Origin of the sequence: Kitasatospora sp. NPDC001261, assembly GCF_042896795.1 — a bacterium.
In the GTDB taxonomy this organism is placed as follows: domain Bacteria; phylum Actinomycetota; class Actinomycetes; order Streptomycetales; family Streptomycetaceae; genus Kitasatospora.
The window spans coordinates 171,852-195,460 of the sequence record NZ_JBIAXP010000020.1 but is presented as its reverse complement, the minus strand read 5'-3'; the positions used below and the strand labels follow the sequence as shown (position 1 = coordinate 195,460).

Sequence of the window (23,609 nt, the reverse complement as noted above, 5' to 3'; positions counted from 1 at the left end):
CGAAGGGCCGGGATCGATCGTCAAGCTACCCGGACGACCGACGGCGACGCAAGGACCGTGATCGGCACCGGGAACACCCCGCCGACCGGCCGCCCGTTGTTCGACCCCCTCCCTCCGACGCTGATCAACACCGGTGGGAGGCGCCGCTCACCGGACCGGCGCTCACCACCGCCAGGCCCGGCGGATCCGGCTCCCGCCCGCCAGGGCCAGCAGCGCCCCGCCCGCCGCGGCGACCCCGGCCACCGCCAGGTTCTGGCGCTGCGCCCGGCGCCGGTCGGCGACGGCCGCCCGGGACGAGGCCGCGAGGAAGGCCCGCTCGACCCCGGCCGCGGCCAGCTCGCCGGCCGCCACCCGCCGCACCAGCTCCTCCAGCCGGACGCCCCGGTAGAGCAGTTCCGGGTCCTGGTCGGCGGCGGCCCAGCCCCGCGCGGCCGCGGTGAGCCGGCACTGCTCCCCCAGCGCCTCCCGGCCCTCCGCCAGCCAGTCCCGCAGCCGGGGCCAGGCCTGCGGCAGCGCCTGGTGGGACAGTTCGACGGTGTCCCGGTCGACCACCACGAGCCGGGCCCGGACCAGCCGCTCCATCACCTCGGGCACACCGGGATCGTCGAACTCGGCCCGCCGGGCCGGCTTGCGGGTGCCCTCGTCGCCGCCCGGAACCAGTTCACCGCCGGGCAGCGGCCCGCCACCCGGCGCCAGCCCGTCGCCCAGGGCCGCCGGACCGCCGGCGGCGTCCTCTCCGGCCCCGAGCAGCTCCCCGCCGAGCCGCAGGAACACCGCCCGCGCCCGCGCCTGGTCGGGCGCGTCCAGCCCGTTGTAGAGCGCCTCCGCCGTCCGGGCCAGCGCGCCCTCGAACCCTCCGGTGGCCTGGAACCCGGCCAGGGTGAGCGCGTTGCCGCTGCGCCGCCGCCAGGTCTCCAGCAGGGCCGCGGACAGCAGCGGGAGCGCGCCCGGCTGCTGCGCGGCGGTCGAGATGAGGACGGCCAGCAGGGCGCCCTCGACGGTGCAGCCGGACCGTAACGCCGGTTCGGTGATCGCCCGGCGCAGCTCGTCCGGCGCCGGACGCCCCACCGGCAGCACCCCGTGGCGGCCGGCCTCGGCCAGCCCCGGGTGCTCGGCGAGCAGCGGGCCGCACTGGTCGGAGCGGACCACCAGCACCACCCGGCACCGGGCCGGCGCCGCCACCGGCAGCCCGTCCGACGCCCCGTCAGGATCGCCCGCGGCGGTCGCCACCAGCGCGTCCAGGAAGCGCGCCCGCTCGGCGGCGTCCCGGCAGCGGGTGCGCAGCTGCTCGGCCTGGTCGACCACCAGGACCGGGTCCCCGGCCGTCGGTCCGGACCCGCCGCGCCTCGTCTCCCCGGCCCGCTGCCCGAGCCGGGCGAGCGCGAGCGCGTACGCCTCCATGGGTCGTTCACCGGGGGTCAGCAGCGCCACCGGGACACCGCCGTCGGCCGGGGGCCGGCCCGCTCCGCCCCCGGCCCCGGGTCTCCCGGTGGTGGCGCCGGTGACGGCACCGGTGGCGGCTGGCGCGCCGAGCCGGGCCAGCAGACCGGCTCTGACCAGCGAGGACTTGCCCGCCCCGGACGGCCCGGAGACGATCACCAGCCGCCGTTCGGCCAGCAGGGCCACCAGCCGGTCCAGCAGCGCCTCGCGGCCGAAGAACCGCTCGGCGTCGGCCGCCTCGAACGCGGCCGCGCCCGGGTAGGGGGCCCGTCCGACGTCCTGGGCGCGCCGCCGGGCGCACTGTTCGGCGGCCAGTTCGGCGGCGAGCAGCTGCCAGCGGTGCCGCCACTCCCGCACGTCCCCGCCGCAGGCCTGCACGTAGGCGAGGGTGACGGCGAGGCTGGGCAGCCGCCGTCCTCCCGCGGCCACCGACAGGCTGGCCGCCGAGCAGTGCGCCCGCAGGGCGAGTTGACGGTACGGCGGACGTCCGGCGCGCTCCCGCAGGGCCCGCAGATCGCCCGCGAAGCGCAGCAGCGGCCCGTCCCCGGGGTCCAGTGGACTTTCCCGACGCGGCACGACGGCCCCCCTTCTCCGTTGAAGCGGTGTCCTGAAACCTTGAGTGCCCACGCGCCACACGCGCCGCGTGCGCCTCGTGTCCATCCCCCCGTTGATTCATCATGCACAGGACCGTTGGCGTCAAACAATGGTGCGTACGGGTCGGTTGTTCCGAGTTGATGTTCAATGTCCAGCCGTACGGCGCCGAACAAAGCCGGTGGGATAGAACCGGAACCCGCAGCCCTCGCTGACTTCGGAGACATCCATGAGGTTCACGCGGTACTGCCGTTCCCTCCTGTCCACACCCGCGATGGCGGTGGAGCGGTACACCAAGAGCCACCAGTCCGGGGCCGACATCGCCATGGTCGATCTGGAGGATTCGGTCCCACCCACCCGGAAGGAGGAGGCCCGCCGGCTCGCCGAGGAGTTCTTCGCCCTCCCGTCCACCAAGCTCGCGCGCAGCGCGGTGCGCATCAACACCCTGTCCGGGCCCGACGGTCTGCGCGACCTGATCGCCATCGCCCGGTACCGGGTCAAACCGGACCTGGTCCTGATCCCGATGACGGAGTCCCCCCGGGACATCGAGATCGCCGCCGGCGCGCTCGGCGCGGACTGCCCGGAGACGGAGTTCCTGGCCGTCGTGGAGACCCCGCTGGGCATCGAGAACGCGCCCGCCGTCGCGGCCGCCGGGCACCGGCTGCGCGGGCTGGTCTTCGGCTCGGCCGACTACGCCTTCGCGGTCGGCGCCCGGCTCTCCTGGGAGGCCCTGGCCCACGCCCGTGCCCGGGTGGTCAACAGCGCCCGCGCCGCGGGGGTGGAGGCGATGGACGCGCCGTTCTTCGAGGTCACCGACCTCGACGGGCTGCGCCGGGAGGCCGGGCTCGCCCGGGACTTCGGGTTCAGCGGCAAGATCGCCGTCCATCCGCGCCAACTCGAGCTGATCAATGCGACGTTCAGCCCCGACGAGGAGCTGCTGGCGCGCGCCCGCCGGGTGGTCGCGGCGGGCCTGGAGAACGGCCGCTCGGTCACCGTGGTGGACGGCGTGATGGTCGGCATGCCGTTCTTCGAGGCCTCGCAGCGCCTGATCGAGCAGTTCGACCCGCCCCGGCCCGGCGGACCGCACGACCCGCAGCAGCACGCGCCCACCGACACCCCGAACCACACGACGGAGAAGTGACGATGACCGAAGAATCCATCCTCGGCCCGCGCCGGTACCGCAACGCCGAGGCCATGCTGGCGAGCGCCGACCCGGTCTGGCAGGCGGCCGCCGCCAACGGCCTGATCGGCGTCACGGTGGACTCGGAGTCCAACAACCGGCTGACGGTCCGCGAGACCGGCCACGAGTTCGCCAACATGGTCTCCTGCTCGTACCTCGGCCTGAACAACCACCCCGCGGTCCTGGCCGGCGCGGTGGACGCGCTGACCGAGGCCCGCGGCACCTCGCTGGTCCTCTCCACCACCAGGATCCGGCACAACCTGCTGGTGCGGCTGGAGGAGGAGCTCGGCGAGCTGTTCGGCGCGAACATCCTGCCGGGGGCGTCCTGTACCACGCTCACCGCCGGCATCCTGCCGCTGATCGCCTCCGGCCACCTGGACGGCACCTGCCAGGGCGGCGGCGGCCCCCGGGTGATGGTCTTCGACCGCTTCTGCCACTTCTGCATGGCGTACATGAAGCCGATCTGCGCGGACGAGTCGCTGGTGCTGACCTGCCCGCACAACGACCTGAACTACCTGGAGGACATCTGCCGCAAGTACCCGCGGGTCGCCTACGTCGCCGACGGCGCCTACTCGATGGGCGGCACCGCGGCCCTCGACGGGCTGCTCGAACTCCAGGACCGCTACGGGCTGTTCCTCTACATCGACGACTCCCACTCGCTGTCCATCGCGGGCGAGCGCGGCGAGGGCTACGTCCGCTCCCGGCTGGAGATGAACCCGCTGACGGTGATCACCGCCAGCCTCGGCAAGGCCTTCGGCACCAGCGGCGGCGTCGCGATGCTCGGCAACCGGGAGCAGTTCGAGTTCCTGCACCGGCACGCCGGCCCGATCGGCTGGTCGCAGAACATCCCGCTGCCGATGGTCGGCGCCTCGCTGGCCAGCGCCGCCATCCACCGCTCCCCCGAACTGGCCGAGCTCCAGGGCGCGCTGGCCCGCAACATCGAGCTCTTCGACGAGCTGCTGCCGACCACCTTCGCGGGCAACGGCCTGCCGGTGCGCCGGGTCGACGTCGGGGAGGCCGAGCGGGCGGTCAAACTGTCCGCCCAGCTCTTCGAGCGCGGCTTCTACAGCTCCGCGGTGTTCTTCCCGATCGTGCCCAAGGGCGAGGCCGGGCTGCGGCTGATGCTGCGCGCCGACATGGACGAGCGGCTGATCCGCGAGTTCGCCGGCCACGTCAAGGAACTCACCGCCGACCTCTAGGACCCGGGAGCAACCGCCATGGAAGGAACCGAACCCGCCGGCTACCGGCGGATCGGCGAGCGCCGCTACCGCGAGGTGGTCGGCCGCTACTACGAGGAGTTCGAGGTCGGCGAGGTGGTCGAGCACCGCCCCGGGCGGACCGTCACCGAGCTCGACAACGTGCTGATGAGCATGCTGAGCATGAACGACGCCCCGCTGCACATCGACGCCGCCTACAGCGCCCACACCCCCTGGGGGAAGCCGATCGTCTCCAGCCTGGTGACGCTCAGCATCGTCGGCGGGATGACCGCCCGCTCGACGAGCGGGCGCACCATCGCCAACCTGGGCTGGGAGAACATCCGGATGACCCACCCGGTGTTCACCGGCGACACCCTCTACGCGGAGACCGAGACCCTCGCCAAGCGGCTCTCCAAGAGCCGCGACGGGCAGGGCATCGTGAGCTGCCGCACCACCGGGACGAAGTCCACCGGCGAGCCCGTCGTGGTGTTCGACCGCAGCTTCCTCGTCCCGCTGCGCGGCCACGGCCTGGACGAGGTCGCCGGGTACTGACGCCGTGCCCCGTCGTGGCGCGGCACCGGGCCCGGCGGCTGAAGCCGTCGGGCCCGGTGCCTCCGGACGCCCGGTCCGGATCGGGTGCGGAGCTACCGGCGGGCGCCGTCAGCGGCCCGGCGTCAGCCGGTAGGGGTCCGGGGCGGAGCCCATGTCCGGCTCCGGCTCGTACGCCAGGTCCTGCGGGTAGTCCCGGTCCTGCGGGTGGCGGCGGGCCGCGGCGCGCCCCGGGCGGACCGGCCACCAGATGCCGCGGCCGAACAGCGCGGCCAGCGCGGGCACCAGCACCACCGACAGCAGGAAGGCGGAGAGCAGGATGCCGAGCGCCAGCGCGAAGCCGACCTGACGGCTCGCCGGGGTGGCGGCGAGGGTGGCGAAGGAGCCCGCCAGCACCAGGCCCGCCGTCGCGATGGCCGGGGCGGTGTGCCGCACCGCCCGGGCCACGGCCGCGCGGGCCGGCCCCGGCTGCTCCATCTCCTCCCGGATCCGGTCGCTGATCAGGATGTTGTAGTCGGTGCCGAGCGCGACGACGAACAGGAAGAGCACCAGCGGGAGCGTGAAGTTGACGCCCGGCTTGTCCAGGCCGTGCTGGAAGAGCAGCGCCGAGGCGCCGAGCGTGGCCGCGAAGCAGAGGCCGACGGAGACCATCAGGACCACCGGCGCCAGCAGGCTGCGCAGCAGCATCAGCAGGATCAGCGCGATCAGCGCGGCCGCGACCGGGAAGACGAGCCGCAGGTCGTGGTCGACGGCCTTCGAGATGTCGGCGAAGACCGCCGGGGTGCCTCCGACGTGGGCCGTCGTCCCGGCGGGCGTGTGCGCGGCGACGGCGGCCCGCAACGGCCCCGAGACCACGTCACGGGCCTGCTGGGACTGCGGGTCCGCGGTCAGGTAGAGGTCGATCCGGGCGGCCCGCCGGTCGTCGGCGAGGGCGGTCCCCGCCACCTGCCCCACGCCCGCGACCTGTCCGAGCGCGCGGGACAGGCCGTCGAACCGGTCCGCGCTGAGCGTGCCGCCGTCCTTGGCGGTGAGGTAGACGGTGGTCGGGTCCGACACACCGGCCGGCAGCGCGCGGGAGATCTCGGCCGCGGTGGCGGCGGCGGCCGTGCGCGGGCCTTCGGCGCCCTGGCCGTAGTCCATCCTGATCCCGACCGTCCCGAGGGCCAGCGCGCCCAGTGCGGCGACGGAGGCCACCGCCAGGGCCAGCGGCCGGCGCGCCACCAGGCCGCCCAGCCGGGCCGACACGCCCTCGCGCGGCCGACTCTGGAGCGCACGGGAGGGCCAGAACATCCCGCGTCCGCAGGCCGCCAGCAGGGCGGGCATCAGCGTCAGGCTGCCCAGCAGCATGACCAGGACCGAGACGGCGATGGCCGGGCCGAGCACCCGGAACTGCCCGAAGCTCGCCACCCCGAGCGTCGCGAAGGCGGCCACGATGGTCAGCGCCGCCGAGGTGATCGCCGTGCCCACCCGCCCCGAGACCTCCGCGGCCACGACCCGGACGGGCGTTTCGGGCCGCGCCCGCAGCTGCTCGCGGAAGCGGAACAGCAGGAACAGCAGGTAGTCGATCCCGATTCCGATCAGGACCACCTGGATCAGCGACGGGGTGCTCGGGTCGATCCTGATCCCGGTGAGCATCGCGGCGCCGACCACCGCGCCCAGTGCCACGCCACCGATCAGGGCGACCGCGAGCAGCGGCAGCAGGGCCGCCAGCACGCTGCGGAACACCAGCACGTTGAGCAGCACGATCAGCCCCATGGTGAGGGCTCCCATGACCTTCGCCATGGTCTTCCCGTCGTCCTTGGTGTCCACCGTGCCGGCCAGGCCGCCGGTGAAACCGGTGCGCAGCCCCGCGTCGTCGAACTGGGCCCGCGCCGAGTCCCGGAAGGCCCGGAAGAGGTCCTGCATCCCCGGCTCCTCGGGGTTGCCGACCAGCCCGACGGAGAGCAGCTCGAAGCTCTTGTCCGGTGCCACCATCGCCGGGGAGACCGCGGGGGTCTGCGAGTGGTCCCGCGCCAGGAAGGACGGCCCGTCCTCCTCCTTGGGCTTCGGCATGGTGACCCGCTGCCGGCCCAGCTTCTCGGCCAGGGCGCCGATCCGCTGGTGGTCCGCGGCGCTGAGCGGGCCGCCGTCCGAGCGGGCGACCAGCACGGTCACCGTGTCGGCGTCGGGCTTCACCCCGAACCTGTCCTCGGCGATCTTCAGCGCGGCGGCCGAGTCGTAGCTCGCGGGCAGGAAGTCGCCGACCCGGGTCTGCGTGACGCGGAAGATCAGCGCCCCGCTCAGGGCGGTCAGCGCGACACCCAGCACCGTCCAGAGGGCGATGACCTTCCATGGGTTTCTCGTCGAGAATCCGGTCAGGGCGCGGATCAAAGTGTTCTCCTGCGTATCGACTTGCGGGTGGACTCGGCACCGGGTTCCCGGCCGGTCTCCAGACCATCACGCGGCACCCCCCGGATTCGTCCGGGCACAGGATGAACGGAGGCGGGGCCCCAGGGTCCGGCAGCCGTCCGGGACCAGGACCGTGGTCCCGGTCCCGGACCCGCCTCAGGGGCCCCGTCGCGGCCGGTCGGCCGGTGCCAGAATGGGTCGATCACCACAGCCCGGCCGCGCCGCACCGGTCCGGCGGGCCACGAGCAGGGAGACGCACAGATGCGCCGGCGCCGACACCCCGAGCAGCCGATCTCCGGCGGGCCGCCGGCCTCCGACAGGCTGCCGGGCGCCGACAGGCCGAAGGGCGGCGACGCGGTGCCGTGGACGCGTGACGACGCGCTGGTCGCCGTCGCCGCGGCCGCCCTGGACCTGGTCGGCTACTCGCTCGGCAGCGTGAGTGGCGACGGTGGGCCCGGAGGCGGCGGTGCCACGGCGCTCGGCGTCGTCCTCATCGTGCTGCCGGCCCTGCCGCTGCTCTTCCGGCGCAGCCACCCGGTGTCGGCGCTGGCGGCCGTACTGGCCCTGGGCGCGGCGGAGAACCTCTCCGCACCGCCGTCGACCCACTTCGGCTTCGCCCTCTCGGTGGCCCTGTACTCGGTGGCCAGGGTCCGCACCGCCGCGGTGACGGCGCTGATGTCCGGCGCGACGGCGGTGGTGACGCTGCTGAACCAGAGCCACGGGCGGCTCCCCACGGGGGCGAACGTCCTCTCCGCCGTTCTCGCGGTCGCGGTCGTGGTCGGCACGGCCGTCGTGGTCAACCGCTGGCAGCAGCAGGTGGCGGCCCATCGCAGGCTGCTCGCCGACCGTGCGGTGGCCGAGGAACGACGCCGCATCGCACGGGAGTTGCACGACATCGTGGCCCACCACATCACCACCATGCAGCTGATGGCCGGCGGCGCCCGGGCCAACCTCGGGGGCGACACCGAGGTGGTCCGCGACGCCCTGGTCACCCTCGAGTCCTCCGGGCGGATGGCCCTGCGCGAGATGCGCCAACTCCTCGACGTCCTACGGGCCGACGAGGATCCGGAGACCGTGCCGAGCCCGCCCCAGCCCGGCGCCGACGACCTCGACCGCATCGTCGACGAGTCCCGGCTGGCCGGCCTGCCGACCGAGTTCGAGGTCAGCGGCCGCCCGCGACCGCTGCCCCCGACGGTGGGCCTGACCGTCTTCCGGATCGTCCAGGAGTCCCTCACCAACACCCGCAAGCACGCCGGCCCGGCCAGTGCCCACGTCCGGCTGACGTACCGTCCGGACCGGGTCACCGTCGAGGTGCGCGACGACGGCGCGGGCACCGGGACGGGCCCGACCGGGGCCGCGGGCGGAGCCACCGCCGGGGCGGCGGCCCGAACCGGGCACGGCCTGATCGGCATGCGCGAACGCGTCACCCTGCACGGCGGCACGCTGGAGACCGGCGGGCTCGCCACCGGCGGCTACCGGGTGGCCGCCAGCCTGCCGCTGGCCCCGGGCGAGGCGGAGGAGGCGCTCCGCTGATCCCGGCCCTCACTCCTCGCGGTGGACGTCCACCAGCACCTTGCCGATGGTCTCCCGCGCGGCCATCGCCCGGTGCGCCCCGGCCACCCCGGACAGCGGGACGGTCCGGTCGATCCGCGCCACCACCCGCTTCTCGGCGGCGAGCCGGAACAGGTGGTCGGCGACGCCCTCGAACAGCGCCCGGTCCGTCAGCACGTGCTTGAGCCAGAAGCCCTGGGCGCCCGCCGAGCGCTCGGTCAGCTCGCCCATCGTGAAGGCGTCCTCCACCCCGCCGCGCGCCCCGACCGACACCAGCCGCCCGAAGGGCGCCAGTCCGGCCAGCCCGGCGCGCAGCACCGGGCCGCCGACCGAGTCGAGGAACAGGTCCAGCCCGCCCGACTCCGCGAGCCGCCCGGCCAGGTCGGGGTCGGCCGGGTCGAGCACGGTGTCGGCGCCCAGCGAGAGCAGGTACTCCCGCTTCTCCGGGGTGGAGGACAGGGCGACCACCCGGCCCGCGCCCAGCTCCCTGGCCAGCTGCACCGCCAGGTGCCCGACCCCGCCGGCGGCCGCGCTCACCCCGACGGCGTCGCCCGGCCGCAGCCGCCCCGCCAGGGTCAGCGCGCCGTAGGCCGTCGCCCCCTGCTCCAGCAACCCCAGCGCCTGCTCGTCGTCCACGCCGTCCGGCACCTCCACCGTGTGCGCCGACTCGGGCGCGGCCACGTGGGCGTACCCGCCGCCGGTGCGCAGCAGCGCGACGACCCTCCGGCCGTCCTCCCGACGCCGCCCGACCACGTCGACGCCGAGCACCGCCGGCAGCGGGAACCTGAGGTACTCGCCGGTGCGGCACTCCAGGTCGGCGTAGTTGAGCCCGGCCAGGGCGACGTCGACCAGCACCCGGCCCGGGCCGGCCTCCGGTTCCGGCACCGTTTCGACGCTCAGCTCCTCCGGGCCGCCGTAGCGGTGGATCAGCGCGGCGCGCATCATTCCGTTCTCCTCCAGGTCGGGACTCATCCGGCGAACAGCGCGAGCAGGGCGCCCTCCAGGGCGCGGGCGGCCTCCGGGCCCTCGGCGACCGCGCAGTACATCACCGAGCCGTCGGCGGGCCCGAAGTCGGAGCTGAACAGCACGCCGGTGCCGCTCTCCCGGTCGAAGGCCAGCCCGGCCGCGCCGATCGCCGCCACGGCCTCGGCGAAGGACGGCACCTTGAGGCCGGCCAGCTCCAGGAGGTGGCGCGAGCCGCGGTGCTCGGGGCGCAGCAGGCGGCCGGCGTAGGCGTGGTGCAGGTGGCTGGAGCCGGTGAGCCGCGCGTTGGTCTCGTGGAAGTAGATCTCGCCCTCGGGGGTCAGCACGGCGTCCGCGCTGACCGTGCCCCGGTAGCCGATCACCCGCAGCGCCTCGCACAGCCGGGCGGCCTCGCGGACGAGTCCGTCCCGCGCTCCGGCGTCCGGGGTGACCGGCGGGGTGATCTCCCCGACCACCACCGGCCGCATGACCATCTCGCCGCAGCCGGAGAGCACGGCGCCCGTGTCCCCGATGACGAACTCGGCGTACAGCGGCGCCGAGTCGGCGAAGTACCGCTCCACCACGACCCGCTGGCCGCGTCCGCCGGTCAGCCAGGTCCACCGCTCGGCCACGTACGCGGCCACCGCCGCCCGGTCCGGCAGCGGCACCACCCGCTCGGCGCCGACCGGCTCCACCTTCTCGTCCCGGGCGAGGATCTCGTTGCCGAGGCCGCCCGCCTGGTACTCGACCTTCACCATCACGCTGTGCCCCCGCGCCAGCAGGTCCTCGATCGCGGCCTCGACCTCCGCGGGCGAGCCGGCCACCCGCCCGGGCGGGATCGGCACCCCGGCGCCGGCGGCCAGCGCCCGGAACCCGGCCTTGCTGTTGACCAGGGCGTTGCCGCCCTGCGCGGCGAAGGGCCGGCCGGGCATGGCGTGCCCGATCCCGAGCGCGTCCGCCAGCTCGGCCACCGCGCCGTTCGGCGAGACGGCCAGCACCTCGTCGACGGCGCGCCCGTCCAGCGCGCGGCGCAGCTCGGCGCGGAAGCCCGGGTCGGCCAGCCGGTCGGCGGTGAGCACCTGGTCGCCGTGGGCGCCGGGCGGCGGCACCACGAAGGCCAGGCTGTCGGCCCGTACGCCGGTCAGCCCGGTGACGTACGCCAGGTACTCCGGGTCGGGGCCGCAGGGCAGCACCAGGACGTCCCCGTCCTCGGCCCACCAGAGCATCCGCTGCGCCCCGCACCCGGCGAACAGCAGCTCCGCCGGCGGCGTCCCGGCGAGGTCCCCGACCATCTCCTCGGTGCGGTTGTTCGCGATGCAGAGCGTCGTCATCTGGTGAACCCTTCCGGCCTTCGCCGCTGTTGCGGCCCTGGTCCCACGTGCGGCACGGGTGTGGCGTGCGCTACCGGTGTAGCGCACCGGGGTTGTTCTGGTTCGGCGCTCGGTCATTGAACAAAAGGCCGAACAACCGGCGGCCCTCCGACCCGGGCCGGTCGCCCCCCGGAGCGGGCACCGCCCCAGCAGGGCGCACCGGCCCCAGGAGTACCGTGGGTGTGCTGTTCGACCGTCCCGGTCCGTCCGACCCGACCGGCCCGGCTCCATCCGCAGAGAGGGTACGAACTCCCATGACCACCACCGTCGCCGCCTACGCCGTGCCGGCCCCCAAGGCCCCGCTGGAACGTACGACCATCGAGCGCCGCGCGGTCGGCGAGCACGACGTGCTGATCGACATCGCCTTCGCCGGCATCTGCCACTCCGACATCCACCAGGCCCACGAGGGCTGGGGCCGGGCGGTCTTCCCCATGGTGCCCGGGCACGAGATCGCGGGCGTCGTCGCCGAGGTCGGCCCCGGCGTCACCGGCTTCGCGGTCGGCGACCGGGTCGGCGTCGGCTGCATGGTCGACTCCTGCCGCACCTGCGACAACTGCCGGGCCGGCCTGGAGCAGTACTGCGACGAGGGCCCGGTGTGGACGTACAACGCCGTCGGCAAGGACGGCCGGCCCACCTACGGCGGCTACGCCAAGACCGTGGTCGTCGACGAGAACTACGTGGTCCGCGTCCCCGAGGCGCTGCCGCTGGACAAGGCCGCGCCACTGCTGTGCGCGGGCATCACCACCTACTCCCCGCTGCGCCACTGGAACGCGGGCCCCGGGAAGCGGGTCGCCGTGGTGGGCCTCGGCGGGCTCGGCCACATGGGCGTGCAGATAGCCCACGCGCTCGGCGCCGAGGTCACCGTGCTGTCCCAGTCGCTGCGCAAGAAGGACGACGGCCTGCGGCTGGGCGCCGACCACTACTTCGCCACCAGCGACCCGGCGACCTTCCAGAGCCTCGCGGGCACCTTCGACCTCATCCTCAACACCGTCTCCGCGCCGATCGACTTCGCCGCCTACTTCTCCCTGCTACGCACCGACGGGGCGATGGTCAACGTCGGCCTCCCGGAGGAGCCGCTGGAGGTCGACATCCGGGCGCTGGGCGGCCGGCGGCGCAGCATGAGCTCCTCGGGCATCGGCGGCATCGCCGAGACCCAGGAGATGCTGGACTTCTGCGCCGAGCACGGCGTGGCGGCCGAGATCGAGCTGATCGGCGCCGAGAGGATCAACGAGGCGTACGAGCGGGTCCTCTCCAGCGACGTCCGCTACCGCTTCGTCATCGACACCGCCACCATCTGACGACCGGCCGGGCCGGTCCGGACCCCTTCGGAGGGGCCGTGCGACCGATCCTGGCCACCGGGGCCGCCGGCCGCGTCGTCCGGCGGCACGCCGACCGCTTCACGGGCTGACGGTGACCTGCTGCGGCCCGGTCCGCGGCAGGTCACCGTCACCTCAGCCGGGGATCAACGCCCCTGGAGGCGCTTGACGTTGTCGCCGAAGCTCCAGCCCTTCGAGCCGTCCCAGTTGATCGACCACGTCATCAGACCCTTCAGCGAACCGCTGAAGGCGTTCCACGCCTGGCCGACCGACCCCGGGTCCATGTAGCCGCCGCCCGCGCCGGGCTGGGCCGGCAGGCCGGGCACCTGCTTGTCGTACGGCACCCTGATGGTGGTGCCCTGGATGGTCAGGCCGTTGTTCAGGCAGGTGGTCTGCGCGGTGAAGCCCTGCACGGTGCCGGCCTGGTAGGAGTCGCCGGAGCAGCCGTACATGCTGCCGTTGTAGTACTGCATGTTCAGCCACCACAGCTGCCCGTTGTCGGCGTACTTCTTGACGATCGGCAGGTAGGCGCCCCAGATCGACCCGTAGTTGACGCTGCCGCCGGTGACGTACGCGGTCTCGGGGGCCATCGTCAGGCCGAAGCCCGCGGGCATCTGGGCCAGCACGCCGTCGATGATGCGGATCAGGTTGGCCTGGGAGGCGGACAGCGTGTTGATGTTGCCGCTGCCGGACAGGCCGGTCTCGATGTCGATGTCGATCCCGTCGAAGTTGTACTTCTTGAGGATCGGGACGACGGTCGCCACGAACTTGTCGGCCACCGTGCTGGAGCTCAGGTCGATGCCCGCGGCGGCGCCGCCGATCGACATCAGGATCGTCGCCCCGGCCGCCTTGGCCTGGCACATCTCGGCGGGGGTCGAGACCTTGACGTTGCTGTCCATGCCGTCCTGCCACAGCACGGTGCCGTCCGAGAGGATCACCGGGAAGGCGGCGTTGATGACGTTGTAGCCGTGCGCGGCCATCCGGCTGTCCGTGATGGGGACCCAGCCCATGCCGGGGTGGACGCCGTTCAGGGCGCCGTCCCAGTTCTCCCAGTACCCCTGGAGGACCTTGCCCGACGGCTTGGGCTTCGTGGGGCAGGTGTCGCTCGGCGGCGTCGTGGTGGGCGGCGTCGTCGTCGGAGGCGTGGTGGTGGGCGGAGTGCTGGTGGGCGGCGTCGTCGTCGGCGGCGTGCTGGTCGGCGGCGCGGTGGTCGGGGTGGGGCTGGGGCTGCTGCCGCCGGGGCCGGTGAGCACCACGTCGTCCGCGTAGAACGCGGGCTGCCCGTACCAGCCGTGCAGGAAGACGGTCACCGAGGTGGTGTTCGCCCCGGTGGTGAAGCCGACGCTGAGCTGGCTGTACGAGGGGCTGCTCGCCGTCCAGGTGGAGGCGTTGGTGACGCCGGTGCCGGTGGCGCCCAGGTAGACGTAGCTGCCCTGGACGTAGGCGCTCAGCGTGTACTGGGAGTTGGGCTGCACGCTGATGGTCTGGGTGCACTGGGCGGTGTCCTGGCCGGTCGGCGTGGCCTGGAGCGCGGAGGCGCCGGAGTGGACCGGGCTGCCGACGGCCGCGCCGGAGCCGCCGGAACAGGTCCAGTCGGAGAGCCCGTCCTCGAACCCGGGGTTGGACACCAGGTTGGGGGTGGCGGCGCCGGCCGTGACGGTGCCCGCCACGGCGATGCCGGCGCCGATCACGGCGGCGGCGCTCACCCCGGCGAGGGAACGCGTCAGGACGCTCGACCCGTGCCGGGCGCGGCCGGTGCGGGGGGCCTGCGACGCGCGTTCCACGGGCGCCTGCTGCGGGCGTGGACGACTCGGCCTTCGACGGAACATGTGGTGCTCCCTTCCCGCCGAGCGCCATGGACATGACCGACGCGTGGGGGCGCGACGCCCGGCTTGGGTGAGGTGGGGGACATGTGGGGCTGTGCCGGTCCGGATCGTAGGAGGGGCGGCAGGGCCCGTCAATAGGTCTGGACCATTTAAGGTCTGGACCAATCCCCCGGGGAGCGCCGAACCCCCGTACGGTCGGCGCTCCGGGTCGCGGTCGACCTGACGCCGGCCGACGGGGGTCGGCAGGGTGGATCAGACGGCCGGCCCGGCGGTCATCAGCGCCGTGATCTCCTCGGCCAGCTCCGGGCCGAGCTCGCCCCAGCCCTCCTTGTAGCCGTACACGCCGGCCAGGGTGCGGGCCTCGTAGTCGCCGTTCAGGATCTCGATGTCGTCGGCGGTGATGAGCGCCGGGTGGGCGACGCCGACGGCCGACGAGACCTTCATCAGCTCCTTGCGCAGGGTGCGCAGGTAGGCGGCGGCCCGGTCGGCCTTCGACGTCGGGTCCAGGCCGCGGGCGAGCCACGCGTTCTGGGTCGCGATGCCGGTGGGGCACTTGTCGGTGTGGCACTTCTGCGCTTGGATGCAGCCGATCGACAGCATCGCCTCCCGGGCCACGTTGATCATGTCGGCGCCCAGGGCGAAGGCGACCGCGGCGTTCTCGGGCAGGCCGAGCTTGCCGGAGCCGATGAAGGTCAGGTCGTCGGTCAGCCCCAGCTCGGCAAAGGTGCCGTAGACCCGGGAGAAGCCCATCCGGAACGGCAGCGACACCGAGTCGGCGAACATCCGCGGCGCCGCGCCGGTGCCGCCCTCGCCGCCGTCGACCGTCACGAAGTCGACCCCGCGGTCGCCGCGGGCCATCAGCGTGGCGAGCTCCTGCCAGAAGCCCGCCTCCCCCACCGCGCTCTTGACCCCGACCGGCAGGCCGGTCTCGGTGGCGATCAGCTCGACGAAGTCCAGCATCGAGTCGACGTCGCCGAACGCGGTGTGCCGCGACGGGGAGGCGCAGTCCTGGCCGACCGGGATACCGCGGATCCCGGCGATCTCCGGGGTCACCTTCGCGCCCGGCAGCATCCCGCCCAGCCCCGGCTTGGCGCCCTGGGAGAGCTTGATCTCTATCGCCTTGACGGGGGCGCCGGCGACGACCTCCTTGAGCTTGTCGAGGTTGAAGGCGCCGTTCTCGTCGCGGCAGCCGAAGTACGCCGTCCCGAGCTGGAGGACGAGGTCACCGCCGTTGCGGTGGTACGGCGAGAGGCCGCCCTCGCCGGTGTTGTGCATCGTGCCCGCCAGCGCCGCCCCCTTGTTGAGCGCCGTGACGGCCGCGCCGGAGAGCGAGCCGAAGCTCATCGCCGAGATGTTCACCACGCTGGCCGGCCGGAAGGCCTTGGCGCGGCCGCGCGGCCCGCCCAGCACCTTGGCCGAGGGCAGCGGTGCCTGCGGGTCGTGGGCGTCGGGGAGGGCACCGGCGAAGGTGCGCTGCTTCAGGTAGGCGTGCCCCTGGACGTGCTCGACGTCGACCTCGGTGCCGAAGCCGAAGTAGTTGTTCTCCTCCTTCGCCGACGCGTAGATCCAGGTGCGCTGGTCACGGCTGAAGGGGCGCTCCTCCTCGTTGGAGGTCACGATGTACTGCCGCAGCTCCGGCCCGATCGTCTCCAGGAGGTACCGGGCGTGGCCGACCACCGGGAAGTTCCGGAGGAGCGCGTGCCTCTTCTGGACGAGGTCGCGGGCCGCCAGGACTGCCACCGCTGTCGCGGCGACCGCGCCGATCTTCCGGGCTTGCATGAACGTTCCTCCTAGATGCACGACTCCAGCGTCTGCGGTGGAGTCGTGGTGCCGTGTGGGTGTCGGACGGCGAGCCCCCCGGCCACAGCGGCCGAGCGGGCGGCACCGTCCGTCGGAGAATCCGACACGATGGTAAAAGGCCACCCGAACAGGCAAACGGCCAGGGGGTACGGCTGCCGCTCCGGCGGCGGGCCCACCGCCGGAGGTCGAGCGCCGCGGCGGAGCGAAGAACTCCGCCGCGAACGCCCCCGACTGCTCACCCGGACCTGCCGGTTCAGCCGGAGTCACACCGCCGGACACCCGCCGCGGCGGACGTCAGCCCGGACCCCGTACGGCACCCGGCAGGCGGTCTCAGTAGAACCAGACCGAGAGCCGGGCCGTGGTCGGGGCCACGTCGCAGAAGTAGCTGACCGCCTCCCCGCGGGCCACGTAGGCCCGGCCGGCGGCGTCGCACGCGGCGCCGCTCGGGTACATGCCGATGTAGGTGTATCCGGTCGTCCTCGTCGTGGACGCCTGGGCGGCGGGAGCGGCCGCCAGGCCACCCGCAACCGTCAGCAGTCCGGCCAGGGCCATGGTGGAAACCGCTGTGCGCAATGCCATCTCGGTGGATCCTCCCTCGGGCGAGAACGCCGGAGTCCGCTTCCCGGCGCTCGGCGGCGAGCCTTCCGGAATCCCGGATTCGGGGCAATGGTAGAGACCAATTTGGCAGAAAACAGCCCACCGGCACGGCCTGGACCGTCGCCGCTGCCGCACCACGACGGAGGGGCTGTCCCCGAGCAGGACAGCCCCTCCGCGGGCACGGTCGTCAGCGGGCTCCTACCGGCCGGCCAGCGGGGCCAGGGAGCCGGGGTAGAGGTACTGCTGCGGGGGGATCGTCGTGCCGTGGGCCCAGGCGTCGAAGAAGCCCTTGAGGTCCTTGCCGGAGACCTTCGCGGCGAGGGCCTCGAACTGGGGGAAGGAGGCGTTGCCGTAGGCGTGGTCGGCGGTCCAGCGCTTGAGGGTGCCGAAGAAGGCGTCGTCCCCGACGGTGCGCCGCAGGGCGTGCATCATCAGGGAGCCCTTGAAGTAGAGGGCCGGGGCGAGTTCCTTGCCCTGGCCGGGGTCGTACAGCTTGGTGGACCAGAACTCCGGCTTGTTCCGGTTCTCCTGGACGGTGGGGGCGTAGAAGCCGGTGTCGAGGTCGCTGCCCTGGTGTTCGTCCCACAGCTGGTTGGCGTACTGGGCGACGCATTCGGCGATGCAGCCGTCGCGCCAGTCGGTGAACGAGACGCTGTCGCCGAACCACTGGTGGGAGATCTCGTGGACCGCCGCGGCGTCCCAGAAGTAGTTGGTGTAGGTGGGCCGGCTCTGGGTCTCCAGGTCCGGCGCGCCGGTACCCGACTCCTTGGTCCAGCTGCGGACGATGGCGCCCGCGGAGGAGAACGGGTACGGGCCGAACCTGGAGGCCAGGAAGGCGATGATCTCCGGCTGCTGGGCCTCGGTCGCCTTGGCCACATCGTCGATCGGCACGTCCGGGCCGTAGGCGGTGATGACCGGCGTCCCGTCGGGCAGTTCCGAGCGGTGGACGGTGAACTTGTCGATGGCGACGGTGCTGAGGTACGTCGCCATCGGCTTGTCCTCGCGCCAGCGGAAGGTCGTCGAGCCGTCCTTGCCGGTGGTCGGGCCGGGCCGGCCGTTGCCGATGGCCGTCCAGCCGTCGGGGACGGTCGCGGTGAGCGAGAAGGTCGCCTTGTCGGACGGGTGGTCGTTGGACGGGAACCAGGAGGTCGCGCCGTGCGGCTCGCCCATCGCGTTGACGCCGCCGGACACCAGCTGGTGCCAGCCCTCGGGGTCGGGCTTGCCCGCGTACACGACCCGTACGGCGAAGGTGGCGCCGCCGGCCACCCGGCGGGCGGGCTCGATGTCCAGCTTGTGCTCGCCGGAGCGGGAGAACGACTTGGCCGGGGCGCCGTTCACGGTGACCGAGGCGACCTGGAAGCCCTTCAGGTCCAGGGAGAGGCGGTCGAGGGGGCGCAGGGCCCGGGCGGTGACGGTGGTGTCGCCGTCCAACCGGTCGGGGTGCGCCGGGTCGTAGGCGATCCGGACGTCGTAGTTCGCCACGTCGTAGCCGGTGTTGCCGTCCTCGGGGAAGTACGGGTCCCCGATGCCGGCCGCTCCCGCGGGGGCGGCGGTCAGGGCGACGCCGAGGGCGGTGGCGGCCGCGACCAGGGTGGCGGCCTTGCGGCGGTGGTGGCTCAGTGGTGCGCGCATCTGTGGCTCCTGGAGGCGACGGGGAATCAGGGTCGGGCCGTGGCAGCGGAGGCGGCGTACTGCCACACCACGCCGATCAGCGCGTTGGTACTGGTCGCCTGCGTCGCGGGGTCGACGTTGGCGAGGTCGTCGCACGCGCTGTGGAGGCAGTCCGAGACGCCGCTGCTGAAGCCGGACGTCGGGATGCCGGCCTTCCCGAACGACTCGGTGTCGGAGCTGTCCAGCGGGATGTCGAAGGTGGCGAAGCCCCGGCTGCCGAACCAGTTCTCGAAGGCCTTGAAGGCCGCGGCCCCGCCGTTCTTCTCGTCCTTCACCACGAGGTACTGCTGGAGGTTCTTGCTGCCCGCCTGGTCGAGGTTGAGGTACAGGTCGATGGCCTTGCGGTCGTCGACGGACAGGTTCTTGACGTAGTCCGCCGAGCCGACCAGCCCCGCCTCCTCCGCTCCCCACCAGGCGAACCGCAGGTGCCGTTCGGGCTTCAGCCCGGCCTTGGCGACCTGGAGGGCGGTGGTCAGGACGGCCGCCGAGCCGGAGCCGTTGTCGTTGATCCCCGGGCCCATCGGGACGCTGTCCAGGTGGGCGCCGGAGAGCAGCACGTGGTTCGGGTCGCCGCCAGGCCAGTCGGCGACCAGGTTGTAGCCGTCCTTGCCGTCGTGGGAGAAGCGGCGCAGCTGCGTCTGGAAGCCGGCCCGGTCCAGCGCCCGCTTCACGTACGCCACCGACTCCGCGTACCCCCGGGTGCCGTGCGCGCGGTTGCCGCCGTTGTGGTCCGCGATCCGTTGCAGGGCCTGGAGGTGCGGCATCACCTCCGCCGCCGTGACGGTCGGCGCGGCGGCGGGAACGGCCGTGGCGGCGGCGGGGGTCGGCCCCTGGGTGGCGGCCGTCGCCGCGACGGCGGGGACGGTGGAGAGCAGCAGGGCCGCCCCGAGGGCGCGGGCGGTGAGGGACACCGGACGGGAGGAGGGCATCAGGCGGGCGCCTTTCGCAGCAGGGTCCGGGGCACGTGCCCCGGCGGATTCCCCCACCCTGGTCCGGAGATGTCAGGAACTTGTCGGGAGGCCGTCCCGAACCGGTGGGGGTGCCCTCCCAAGGCGCTTTACGATCATGGTCATGTGCGCACACGTCGTGGTTGCCGAGGACGATCCCAAGCAGGCGGACCTGGTCCGGCTGTACCTGGAGCGGGAGGGTCATCACGTCGTCGTCGTCCACGACGGCCGCTCCGCGCTGGAGGAGGCCCGCCGAGGCCCGACCCAACTCCTGGTCCTCGACGTGATGATGCCCGTCATGGACGGGCTCGACGTCTGCCGCGCCCTGCGCGTCGAATCCGCCGTCCCGGTGCTGATGCTGACCGCCCGCACCACCGAGGAGGACCTGTTGCTCGGCCTCGACCTCGGCGCCGACGACTACCTCACCAAGCCGTACAGCCCCCGGGAACTCGTCGCCCGGGTCCGCGCCCTGCTGCGCCGCGGCTCCCGACCCCTCCCCCAGTCCCTGCCCCTGGACTCCGCCACGCCCCCGGCCACGCCGACCCCGCCGCCGCCGGGCGTGCTGACCGCCGGGGCCCTCACCGTCGACCCGCTGCGCCACGAGATCACCGCCGACGGACGGCCCGTCAGCTGCACCCCCGGCGAGTTCCGGCTGCTGGAGGTGCTGGCCGCCCAGCCCGGCCGGGTCTTCACCCGCGCCCAGCTGCTGGAGCAGCTGCACGGCATCGACCGGTACATCACCACCCGCACCGTCGACACCCACGTGATGAACCTGCGCCGCAAGATCGAGCCCCAACCACGGCGCCCCACCCGGCTCCTGACGGTCTACGGCATCGGCTACAAGCTCGCCGAGGAGCCGCACGGTGCGTCGTGACGCCCCTCCCCGCCGGACGCTGCTGCTCCGGCTGCTCGCCCTCTCCGCCCTGGTCTCCCTCTGTTCCATCGCCGCGACGGCCTGGCTGACGGCCCGCACCACGACGGGCGCGATCCGGCAGGAGCAGCACCAGGTCCTCGCGGACCAGGTCCGGATCTACCACGAACTGCTCGGCTACGCCGCGACCCACCCCGACTGGACGGGCGCGGAGCCGACCGTACGGAGGCTCGCGGCCGACACCGGGCAGCGCATCCTGCTGGCCACGCCGCGCTTCGAGCCGGTCATCGACTCGGCGACCGCCGCACCCGCCGCGGCCCCCTCGGCCACCGCCGCCCCGGACCCCGCCGCCGGCCGAACGGCCCTGCCCCGTACGCCCACCACCACCGTCGACCCGCTCTCGGTCGACCTCGCGATGCTGCCCGACGCCCCCGCCGACCGGATCGACGCCCGCGCCGTGGGCCCGTTCCGGATGACGGCCACCGAGCGCGCCGCCATGGAGGAGGCCGCCCGGGACCGCGCCGACTGCCTGCGGTCGGCCCTGGGCGTCGAGGCGACCGTCACCGACGACGCCGCCGGACACCCCGTGGTGAACGTCCCCGGCGGCCAGGCGGCCTCGGGTGTGCGCTGCGCGTCACCGCAGGTGCTGGACGCCCCGACCGGCACCGAGAGCGCCGCTCTCGCCGACCTCACCGGGCTGGTCAACGCCTGCCTGGAGCGCCAGCGGATCCGGCCCGTCCAGCTGTCCCTGTCGCTGCAGTGGGCCCCGTCCCTCGACCGGGAGCAGGAGCAGGTGGCCTCCGCCTGCCTCGCCAACTCCCGTCGCCAGCAGCTCGTCCGGTACGTGGCTCCGCCCGTGCTGCTGTTCGTCGGCGCGCCCTCCGGCACGGCGGAGCCGGCCCCCGTCCTGTCCGCACCCCACCGCGGCCGGGTCGTCGAGGTCGCCGCGCTGGTGCTGGCGGTCACCGTGGCGATCACCACGGCGGTCGGACTGCGGCTCTCCCGGCCGCTGAACGCCCTCACCCGGGCCGCCCGGCGGATGGCCGACGGGGACCTCTCCGCCCGGGTGACCGCGACCGGCCGGGACGAGATCGCCGGACTCGCCGCCGCCTTCAACGCCATGGCGGAGCGCCGCGAACAGCTGGAGGAGCTGCGCCGCGCGATGGTGGGCGACATCGCGCACGAGCTGCGAACCCCGCTGAGCAACATCCGCGGCTGGCTGGAGGCCGTCGAGGACGGCGTCGTCACCGCCGACGGCGCCCTGACGAGTTCGCTGCTGGAGGAGGCCCTGCTGCTCCAGCACCTGATCGACGACCTGCGGGACCTCGCCGCCGCCGACGCCGGCGAACTCGCCCTGCACCGCGAGCCCGTGGACGCCGAGGACCTGCTCACCCAGGCCGCCACCGCGCACGGCGCCCTGGCGCAGGCGTCGGGCGTGACCCTGGTCGTCGACACGGACACCGCCACGGCCCGGTACGAGCTGTCCGCCGACCCGGTACGCCTGCGCCAGATGGTCGGCAACCTGGTGGCCAACGCCGTCCGCCACACCCCGGCGGGCGGCACCGTCACCCTGCGGACCCGTCCGGAGGCCCACGCCCTGCTCATCGAGGTCGCCGACACCGGCAACGGCATCGCCCCGGCGGACCTGCCGCTGGTCTTCGAACGGTTCTGGCGGGCCGAGAAGTCCCGCAACCGCCAGAGCGGCGGCAGCGGCCTCGGCCTCGCCATCGTCCGCAAACTCGCCGAACTCCACGGCGGCGACGTCCACGCGGCCAGCACCCCCGGCACCGGCTCGGTGTTCACCGTACGCCTCCCCCGCACGGCGGCCGCCCCACCGGAGCCCCTCACCGGCCGGCGGAGCCACCGCTGAGGGCGCTCGGGCCATCGGGCACGGGTGCACGGCGCGGCGGGGCCGGAGAAGGGCCCGCCGCGCCGGACGCCCCGTCATACCGGGGTAGCACAGCGGACTTGGCACCCCTGTATGACGGTTTCCGCCCCGCCTCGCCCGTACCGTCGCCCGTGTCGAAAGCGACGACGGAAACCGAACAAGGGGGAAACCACGATGAGCGGGCGAGGACGGGCCGTGGCGGCGGTGCTGCTGGCGGCGACGGTGACGTTGGGTGTGGTCGGCGCGCCGGGCACGGTGGCGGCGGCGGGGCCGGGCGCCGGGCAGCAGGCCAGGGCCTGGCTGCCGCAGCCCACCGGGCCGTACCCGGTCGGCACGACGTCCCTGCAGCTGACGGACGACCGCCGGGACGACCCCTGGAAGCCCGGGCAGCACCGCAAGCTGATGATCAGCCTCTGGTACCCGACCACCCGGGCCGCCACCGGCGACGACCGCGCACCGTACATGGTCCCCGCCGCCGCCGACCACTTCGGCAGCGCCGGGAGCGTCGGCCAGAGCGACTACCGGTTCGAGCCCGGCCGCACCGACTGGGCGGGCATCCGCACCCACGCCCGCGCCGACGCGCCCGCCCTCCCCGGTGGCAAGCGGCCCGTCGTGCTGTACTCGGCGGGCTTCGGCGACCCGCGCACCTGGGGCACCGGCCTGGTGGAGGACCTCGCCTCGCGCGGCTACGTCGTCGTCACCGTCGACCACACCTACGAGGCCTCCGAGGTCGCCTTCCCCGACGGGGACCTCGCCACCTCCGTCTTCCCCGCGCTGCTGGCCCAGCCCGGCCTCGACATGAGCGCCCTCCTGCGCAGGATGCTGCAGAGCCGGGTCGACGACACCCGCTCCGTCCTGGACCGGCTCGACGGGCTGCGCCACGACGAGCGGCTGCCGGCCGGCCTCGCCGCCTCCCTCGACCTCGACCGGATCGGCATGGTCGGCCACTCCGGTGGCGGCTCCGCGGCCCTCCAGACCATGCACGACGATCCGCGCCTCAAGGCCGGTGTCAACCTCGACGGCCAGCTGCACTTCTCCAACCCGGACGGCTCCGGGGTCCAGCTGCCCCTGCCCACCGCCGCCGAGGACGGCCTCACCCGGCCCTTCCTGCTCATGGGCACCCAGGACCCCGAATCCGGCAGCTACCACCGGCAGCCCGGCTGGGACGCCCTGTGGCGGCACAGCACCGGCTGGCACGCCGACGTGACCCTCACCGGCTCCCGCCACGGCTCCTACACCGACGCGCAGTCCCTGCTGCCCCAGCTCGCCCGCCAGGGCGCGATCAGCGGGACGGACCTGACCGGCGCCGTCGGCGACGTTCCCCCGGACCGCGCGGTGCTGGCCACCCGCTCGTACGTCGCGTCGTTCTTCGACCGCTGGCTGCGCGGCCACGACGACCACCTCCTGGACGGCCCGTCGCCGCGCTTCCCCGAGATGGTCTACGAGCGGTAGCGGCCGCCCCGGG

Annotated in this window: 17 protein-coding genes; 8 read left to right on the top strand and 9 right to left on the bottom strand. The window is 73.9% G+C overall.

Annotated features, from left to right (window positions below; translation table 11 throughout):
- Positions 1 to 162: 162 nt before the first annotated feature.
- Positions 163 to 2,016, bottom strand: a complete 1,854-nt coding sequence (locus ACFY4B_RS26425; RefSeq protein WP_375873052.1) for an ATP-binding protein — start codon at positions 2,014 to 2,016, stop codon at positions 163 to 165.
- Between the two features lie 244 nt (positions 2,017 to 2,260).
- Between ACFY4B_RS26425 and ACFY4B_RS26420 the strand changes: the two genes are divergently transcribed.
- The 3 genes from ACFY4B_RS26420 to ACFY4B_RS26410 are packed head-to-tail and all read left to right on the top strand — an operon-like array spanning position 2,261 to position 4,959.
- Complete coding sequence (locus tag ACFY4B_RS26420; RefSeq protein ID WP_387971680.1) at positions 2,261 to 3,172, top strand: HpcH/HpaI aldolase/citrate lyase family protein; 912 nt, start codon at positions 2,261 to 2,263, stop codon at positions 3,170 to 3,172.
- Between the two features lie 2 nt (positions 3,173 to 3,174).
- Complete coding sequence (locus ACFY4B_RS26415) at positions 3,175 to 4,410, top strand: aminotransferase class I/II-fold pyridoxal phosphate-dependent enzyme (RefSeq protein ID WP_199823146.1); 1,236 nt, start codon at positions 3,175 to 3,177, stop codon at positions 4,408 to 4,410.
- Between the two features lie 18 nt (positions 4,411 to 4,428).
- Positions 4,429 to 4,959, top strand: coding sequence for a MaoC family dehydratase (locus ACFY4B_RS26410; protein ID WP_049655810.1), 531 nt, complete (start codon positions 4,429 to 4,431; stop codon positions 4,957 to 4,959).
- Between the two features lie 108 nt (positions 4,960 to 5,067).
- On the opposite strand, the gene ACFY4B_RS26405 is transcribed toward ACFY4B_RS26410, so the two are convergent.
- Complete coding sequence (locus ACFY4B_RS26405; protein ID WP_387971677.1) at positions 5,068 to 7,326, bottom strand: MMPL family transporter; 2,259 nt, start codon at positions 7,324 to 7,326, stop codon at positions 5,068 to 5,070.
- Positions 7,327 to 7,605: 279 nt separating this feature from the next.
- Here ACFY4B_RS26405 and ACFY4B_RS26400 point away from each other — a divergent pair, with 279 nt between their 5' ends.
- Positions 7,606 to 8,877 carry a sensor histidine kinase gene (locus ACFY4B_RS26400; RefSeq protein ID WP_387971674.1) on the top strand — a complete coding sequence of 424 codons (1,272 nt, stop codon included), beginning with the start codon at positions 7,606 to 7,608 and terminating at the stop codon, positions 8,875 to 8,877.
- 9 nt (positions 8,878 to 8,886) lie between these two features.
- On the opposite strand, the gene ACFY4B_RS26395 is transcribed toward ACFY4B_RS26400, so the two are convergent.
- Together ACFY4B_RS26395 and ACFY4B_RS26390 are read right to left on the bottom strand one after the other, a co-directional pair.
- Positions 8,887 to 9,867, bottom strand: a complete 981-nt coding sequence (locus ACFY4B_RS26395) for a zinc-binding alcohol dehydrogenase family protein (RefSeq protein ID WP_387971671.1) — start codon at positions 9,865 to 9,867, stop codon at positions 8,887 to 8,889.
- Positions 9,864 to 11,189 (bottom strand): peptide ligase PGM1-related protein, encoded by a 1,326-nt coding sequence (locus tag ACFY4B_RS26390; protein WP_387971668.1) that lies wholly within the window; start codon positions 11,187 to 11,189, stop codon positions 9,864 to 9,866. The genes ACFY4B_RS26395 and ACFY4B_RS26390 overlap by 4 nt, the downstream gene beginning before the upstream one ends.
- Before the next feature lie 293 nt (positions 11,190 to 11,482).
- Between ACFY4B_RS26390 and ACFY4B_RS26385 the strand changes: the two genes are divergently transcribed.
- Positions 11,483 to 12,526, top strand: a complete 1,044-nt coding sequence (locus tag ACFY4B_RS26385) for an NAD(P)-dependent alcohol dehydrogenase (protein ID WP_049651744.1) — start codon at positions 11,483 to 11,485, stop codon at positions 12,524 to 12,526.
- A gap of 164 nt (positions 12,527 to 12,690) precedes the next feature.
- On the opposite strand, the gene ACFY4B_RS26380 is transcribed toward ACFY4B_RS26385, so the two are convergent.
- From ACFY4B_RS26380 to ACFY4B_RS26360, 5 genes are all read right to left on the bottom strand, one after another.
- Entirely contained in the window at positions 12,691 to 14,250 is a 1,560-nt protein-coding gene (locus ACFY4B_RS26380) for a carbohydrate binding domain-containing protein (RefSeq protein ID WP_387971666.1), read from the bottom strand.
- Between the two features lie 372 nt (positions 14,251 to 14,622).
- On the bottom strand, positions 14,623 to 16,149 hold the full coding sequence (locus tag ACFY4B_RS26375) for an FMN-binding glutamate synthase family protein (protein ID WP_049651742.1): 1,527 nt from the start codon (positions 16,147 to 16,149) through the stop codon (positions 14,623 to 14,625).
- Positions 16,150 to 16,500: 351 nt separating this feature from the next.
- Positions 16,501 to 16,749: a hypothetical protein gene (locus ACFY4B_RS26370; RefSeq protein ID WP_049651741.1), complete on the bottom strand. Its 249-nt coding sequence runs from the start codon at positions 16,747 to 16,749 to the stop codon at positions 16,501 to 16,503.
- Between the two features lie 216 nt (positions 16,750 to 16,965).
- Positions 16,966 to 18,399, bottom strand: a complete 1,434-nt coding sequence (locus tag ACFY4B_RS26365) for a M1 family metallopeptidase (protein ID WP_387971662.1) — start codon at positions 18,397 to 18,399, stop codon at positions 16,966 to 16,968.
- Between the two features lie 26 nt (positions 18,400 to 18,425).
- Positions 18,426 to 19,367 carry a M20/M25/M40 family metallo-hydrolase gene (locus ACFY4B_RS26360; protein ID WP_387971659.1) on the bottom strand — a complete coding sequence of 314 codons (942 nt, stop codon included), beginning with the start codon at positions 19,365 to 19,367 and terminating at the stop codon, positions 18,426 to 18,428.
- A 142-nt stretch (positions 19,368 to 19,509) separates the two neighbouring features.
- On the opposite strand from ACFY4B_RS26360, the gene ACFY4B_RS26355 reads away from it, so the two are divergent.
- From ACFY4B_RS26355 to ACFY4B_RS26345, 3 genes are all read left to right on the top strand, one after another.
- A complete protein-coding gene (locus ACFY4B_RS26355) occupies positions 19,510 to 20,259 on the top strand; it encodes a response regulator transcription factor (protein ID WP_387971656.1) in 750 nt (249 codons plus the stop codon).
- Positions 20,249 to 22,126 carry a sensor histidine kinase gene (locus ACFY4B_RS26350; protein WP_387971653.1) on the top strand — a complete coding sequence of 626 codons (1,878 nt, stop codon included), beginning with the start codon at positions 20,249 to 20,251 and terminating at the stop codon, positions 22,124 to 22,126. The genes ACFY4B_RS26355 and ACFY4B_RS26350 overlap by 11 nt, the downstream gene beginning before the upstream one ends.
- Before the next feature lie 192 nt (positions 22,127 to 22,318).
- Positions 22,319 to 23,596 (top strand): alpha/beta hydrolase family protein, encoded by a 1,278-nt coding sequence (locus ACFY4B_RS26345; RefSeq protein ID WP_387971650.1) that lies wholly within the window; start codon positions 22,319 to 22,321, stop codon positions 23,594 to 23,596.
- The last annotated feature ends 13 nt before the right edge of the window (positions 23,597 to 23,609 follow it).

Excerpts from the sequence above, each read along its gene's own strand:
- ACFY4B_RS26420 (WP_387971680.1), top strand. The coding sequence starts at position 2,261 with ATGAGGTTCACGCGGTACTGCCGTTCCCTCCTGTCCACACCCGCGATG.
- ACFY4B_RS26415 (WP_199823146.1), top strand. The coding sequence starts at position 3,175 with ATGACCGAAGAATCCATCCTCGGCCCGCGCCGGTACCGCAACGCCGAG.
- ACFY4B_RS26410 (WP_049655810.1), top strand. The coding sequence starts at position 4,429 with ATGGAAGGAACCGAACCCGCCGGCTACCGGCGGATCGGCGAGCGCCGC.
- ACFY4B_RS26400 (WP_387971674.1), top strand. The coding sequence starts at position 7,606 with ATGCGCCGGCGCCGACACCCCGAGCAGCCGATCTCCGGCGGGCCGCCG.
- ACFY4B_RS26395 (WP_387971671.1), bottom strand. The coding sequence starts at position 9,867 with ATGAGTCCCGACCTGGAGGAGAACGGAATGATGCGCGCCGCGCTGATC.
- ACFY4B_RS26390 (WP_387971668.1), bottom strand. The coding sequence starts at position 11,189 with ATGACGACGCTCTGCATCGCGAACAACCGCACCGAGGAGATGGTCGGG.
- ACFY4B_RS26385 (WP_049651744.1), top strand. The coding sequence starts at position 11,483 with ATGACCACCACCGTCGCCGCCTACGCCGTGCCGGCCCCCAAGGCCCCG.
- ACFY4B_RS26375 (WP_049651742.1), bottom strand. The coding sequence starts at position 16,149 with ATGCAAGCCCGGAAGATCGGCGCGGTCGCCGCGACAGCGGTGGCAGTC.
- ACFY4B_RS26370 (WP_049651741.1), bottom strand. The coding sequence starts at position 16,749 with ATGGCATTGCGCACAGCGGTTTCCACCATGGCCCTGGCCGGACTGCTG.
- ACFY4B_RS26365 (WP_387971662.1), bottom strand. The coding sequence starts at position 18,399 with ATGCGCGCACCACTGAGCCACCACCGCCGCAAGGCCGCCACCCTGGTC.
- ACFY4B_RS26360 (WP_387971659.1), bottom strand. The coding sequence starts at position 19,367 with ATGCCCTCCTCCCGTCCGGTGTCCCTCACCGCCCGCGCCCTCGGGGCG.
- ACFY4B_RS26355 (WP_387971656.1), top strand. The coding sequence starts at position 19,510 with ATGTGCGCACACGTCGTGGTTGCCGAGGACGATCCCAAGCAGGCGGAC.
- ACFY4B_RS26345 (WP_387971650.1), top strand. The coding sequence starts at position 22,319 with ATGAGCGGGCGAGGACGGGCCGTGGCGGCGGTGCTGCTGGCGGCGACG.